This window comes from Catenovulum agarivorans YM01, assembly GCF_000281085.1.
Taxonomy (GTDB): Bacteria; Pseudomonadota; Gammaproteobacteria; order Enterobacterales; family Alteromonadaceae; genus Catenovulum; species Catenovulum agarivorans.
Genome location: NZ_JH767535.1, coordinates 60,970 through 64,723, shown reverse-complemented (window position 1 = coordinate 64,723; position 3,754 = coordinate 60,970). Strand labels below are relative to the sequence as shown.

At 39.4% G+C, this 3,754-nt stretch carries 5 protein-coding genes; 1 reads left to right on the top strand and 4 read right to left on the bottom strand.

Going from position 1 to position 3,754, the window contains the following annotated elements:
* Nucleotides 1-32: 32 nt before the first annotated feature.
* Complete coding sequence (locus WSC_RS0117295; RefSeq protein ID WP_016957212.1) at nt 33-527, bottom strand: peptidylprolyl isomerase; 495 nt, start codon at nt 525-527, stop codon at nt 33-35.
* 159 nt (nt 528-686) lie between these two features.
* Here WSC_RS0117295 and cysS point away from each other — a divergent pair, with 159 nt between their 5' ends.
* Complete coding sequence (cysS, locus tag WSC_RS0117290; protein ID WP_016957211.1) at nt 687-2,078, top strand: cysteine--tRNA ligase; 1,392 nt, start codon at nt 687-689, stop codon at nt 2,076-2,078.
* A gap of 58 nt (nt 2,079-2,136) precedes the next feature.
* Here cysS and WSC_RS0117285 read toward each other — a convergent pair whose 3' ends face one another.
* From WSC_RS0117285 to WSC_RS0117275, 3 genes are all read right to left on the bottom strand, one after another.
* The gene (locus WSC_RS0117285) at nt 2,137-2,553 is read right to left on the bottom strand and encodes a helix-turn-helix domain-containing protein (RefSeq protein ID WP_016957210.1); all 417 of its coding nucleotides are present in this window, start codon (nt 2,551-2,553) and stop codon (nt 2,137-2,139) included.
* Nucleotides 2,550-2,861 carry a type II toxin-antitoxin system HigB family toxin gene (locus tag WSC_RS0117280; RefSeq protein ID WP_016957209.1) on the bottom strand — a complete coding sequence of 104 codons (312 nt, stop codon included), beginning with the start codon at nt 2,859-2,861 and terminating at the stop codon, nt 2,550-2,552. Before WSC_RS0117280 ends, WSC_RS0117285 begins: the two co-directional genes overlap by 4 nt.
* Nucleotides 2,862-3,149: 288 nt before the next feature.
* The coding region (locus WSC_RS0117275; RefSeq protein WP_169315487.1) for a hypothetical protein at nt 3,150-3,754 on the bottom strand (605 nt) is incomplete at its 5' end.

Here is a 3,754-nt window from a genome sequence, read left to right as displayed (position 1 = left end):
CTGCCACAGCAAAATCCGAAATCACTAGTAGATTATTCTTCTACTTTAGTTGCAGTAATAACTACATCTTTAACTGGTACGTCTTGGTGCATGCCATGGTTGCCAGTTTTAACTTCTTTAATTTTGTTTACAACATCCATACCTTCAACAACTTCACCAAATACACAGTATCCCCAACCGTCCATTGACTCTGCTCTAAAATCTAAGAAAGTATTGTCAGCAACGTTAATGAAGAATTGAGCAGTTGCTGAATGCGGGTCCATAGTGCGCGCCATAGCTAAAGTGCCAATTTTATTGCTTACACCATTGTTTGCTTCATTTTTAATTGGCGCACGTGTTTGTTTGTCAACCAAACCTGCTTCCATACCACCGCCTTGGATCATAAAACCGTTAATTACACGGTGGAAAATAGTGTTGTTGTAAAAACCATCTTTTGCGTATTGCAAAAAGTTTGCTGCAGTTTCAGGCGCTTTATCAGCAAAAAGATTAATTTTAATGTCACCAAAATTGGTAGTGAAAGTAATCATAATAGGTATCTCAATGTGTTGGGATAAAAGATGGCGCTATTGTATACCCAACTGGCGTGAGGATAAAGATAACAAAAGTTTTAACTTTTGCGCCGACAACAGGTAAAATGCCGCCTCTATTTAGCTTGTTAACCCCTAAAACGGATAATAAAACGACCTATGATACAGATATACAATACGCTAAGTCGCGAAAAACAAACTTTCACACCAATTACCCCAGGTAAAATTGGTTTATATGTATGCGGCGTAACTGTATATGACTTGTGCCATATTGGTCACGCACGTACCTATTTAGCTTTTGACAACATGGTGCGTTACTTTCGCTTTAAAGGTTTTGACGTTAATTATGTACGTAACATCACAGATGTTGACGACAAAATTATCGCCCGTGCAATTGAAAACGGTGAAACCTGTGGCGATTTAACCGAGCGCACCATAGCCGATATGCACCAAGATTTTGATGCGCTTAATTTATTGCGCCCTGATGTTGAACCACGCGTAACCGCGCATATGCACGATGTTATTGACATGGTTGAAACCTTAATTAGCAAAAATCACGCTTATGTTGCACCAAACGGTGACGTAATGTTTGATGTTTCCAGTTACGCTGATTATGGCAAACTGAGCAAACAAGATTTAACTCAATTACAAGCTGGCGCACGTGTTGAATTAGACAACAACAAACGCAACCCACTGGATTTTGTATTGTGGAAAATGGCTAAAGCGGGTGAACCAAGCTGGTCATCACCTTGGGGTGAAGGCCGTCCAGGTTGGCACATTGAATGTTCAGCGATGAACAGCCAAGTATTAGGTAATCATTTTGATATTCATGGTGGCGGCTCTGATTTAGCCTTCCCTCATCACGAAAATGAAATTGCCCAATCATGCTGTGCACTTGAAACACCCTATGTAAATTATTGGATGCACTCAGGCATGGTGCAAGTAGACCAAGTGAAAATGAGTAAATCACTCGGTAACTTCTTTACTATACGTGATGTTTTGCAAAAATATGCTGGCGAAACCGTGCGTTATTTCTTGGTATCTGGCCATTATCGTAGCCAATTAAATTACTCAGACGAAAATTTAAATCAAGCACATGCGGCACTAGAGCGTTTATACACAGCTCTGCGTGGTTTAGATGCACAAGCAACATCAGAGCTTGATTTACAAGATGAAAAAGTAGCCGCTTTTTGCCAAGCAATGGATGATGACTTTAACACCCCGGTTGCTTTATCTGTATTATTTGAGCTAGCCAAAGAAATTAATGCAGTTAAAAACACAGATGCAGCAGCGGCCAAAGCTAAAGCGCAAGTGCTGGTTAGCCTAGCCAATTTATTGGGTATTTTGCAGCAATCACCAGAAGACTTTTTCAAAGGTGGTGTAGATGCGCAAGATGATGAAGTTGCGGAAATTGAAGCTTTAATCGCGCAAAGGTTACAAGCACGTAAAGACAAAAACTGGGCACTTGCTGACGAAGCACGCGATAAACTAACGGCTATGGGTATAGTGTTAGAAGATGGCCCGAGCGGTACTCAGTGGCGTCGTAAGTAAAAGAGTTATCTAGTTTACTAACAGTCAGGTTGGTGATTAAACCTGACTGTTGGGTTATTTAAATAAAGAGTTGTGGCGGTAAACTAAACCTTTGTGAAAGTTTACGAATATGGTTTAGATTTAACGAACGCTTACCGTTTAGTATGAGTGATACTAAACTTTTACCACCTATTTCGTTTTGAAAATCTGTTGTTTTTAGGTTGTGCTGTTCCATAAGCACGGCTAACACGGCAACCCCTGACTCAATTTCAGCGAGCTTTTGGTTAAATGCATTAAATTCAGATGCAGACGCTTCGTATTTTTCAATACTAGAGCAAAGTAGTTCAATTAAAGCTTGGTGTTTATCGTAATCTTCAATTAACTGCTCCATCAACTCCAATGCTTGCTGATGTTGCGCGCTATTGTCTATATGAAATATAAAAGCGGCTTCAGCAGCAATTGTACTAATACTTTGTTCAATGCGTTGTAGATTCATAAATCACCCCTTGCATACCTATCACACAGCTTGTCATATTCAGCATGACTCACTATATGTTTTACAAACATTTTGCCCGCTCTAAATTCGATAAACGCTAGAAGCCTTAAATGATTACCCGAAATATCAATAACGTACCATTTATCCTTGTATTTAAAATTATCTAAACTTTTAAATATTTCCTTCAATTCCAGCGGGTTGGCACAGTTTGCTTTTTTTAGCGTTTCATAAGCTTGCAATACGGCCTTTGCATGTTGTGGATATTGTTTGATCGCTTCATCAAAAGGCTTTTTAGATATTACGTGCATGCTGCAATCTAGTAGTTGACAATATGTAAACTATAACCCCTTCCACACGGGTTTACAATATGTAAACCCGCTTCAAATTTAAAACTTGGAGGCGACAGTCAAACATTAGTACTTAACAGGAATATCAACTAAGTACTATTTCAAAACATCACGGGGCCTCAACTAAATGTCAGAAGCGGACGCTCATGAATTTGTGAATTTGATACCTTTTGATTCACTGTTCGATCCTTGCTATACAATATCCGCATAGCAAGTCATCATTCAAACCTTCACAACGCTTAGTAAAAGTTAAGCTAATTGAGGTTGAAGTTTCTTATACTCTTCAATCCATAAATTAAATTGCTTTACGGTCGTTTCGTGACGTCTCTTTATACCAAGCTCTTCACACATAATATCAACTGCACTGTCAGCATCTTTTTTCAACGCAAATTTTGCTAACCCAAGCGCTTCTTCATAAGCTAATTCACTCCACTTACGCTCAAAACCAAAAGGCTCAATACCTCGCCAATCAATAAGGTCAACTATACGGTCTGGCGATATCCATAGAGTTGGAGAGTAGTCTTCATTACGTTTAATTCCAGCAAACGGCCTAACGAGTTGTTCCAGGTGATCAATCTGCTTTCTACTGGTTTTCTTAAGGCCATGTAAATTAGCGATCTCCAATGCTAGGGAATGAAGCGTTATACCTGGCCGATCAACAAGCAGGTTTTTCGCTAACTGTGCAAGCCTTTCTTCATATTCTTTTTTGAAGTAATCAGCTGAATCTAATAACTCTGTCTGCTCAGTTCCATAAGCTACTTCGACATTTGATTGGTCTTCAACCGTGACTTTATGGACACTTGGAGCCTTGGACAAAACTAGTACTTCTGCTTCTGCTTCTGCTTCTGCTTCTA

Excerpts from the sequence above, each read along its gene's own strand:
- WSC_RS0117295 (WP_016957212.1), bottom strand. The coding sequence starts at position 527 with ATGATTACTTTCACTACCAATTTTGGTGACATTAAAATTAATCTTTTT.
- cysS (WP_016957211.1), top strand. The coding sequence starts at position 687 with ATGATACAGATATACAATACGCTAAGTCGCGAAAAACAAACTTTCACA.
- WSC_RS0117285 (WP_016957210.1), bottom strand. The coding sequence starts at position 2,553 with ATGAATCTACAACGCATTGAACAAAGTATTAGTACAATTGCTGCTGAA.
- WSC_RS0117280 (WP_016957209.1), bottom strand. The coding sequence starts at position 2,861 with ATGCACGTAATATCTAAAAAGCCTTTTGATGAAGCGATCAAACAATAT.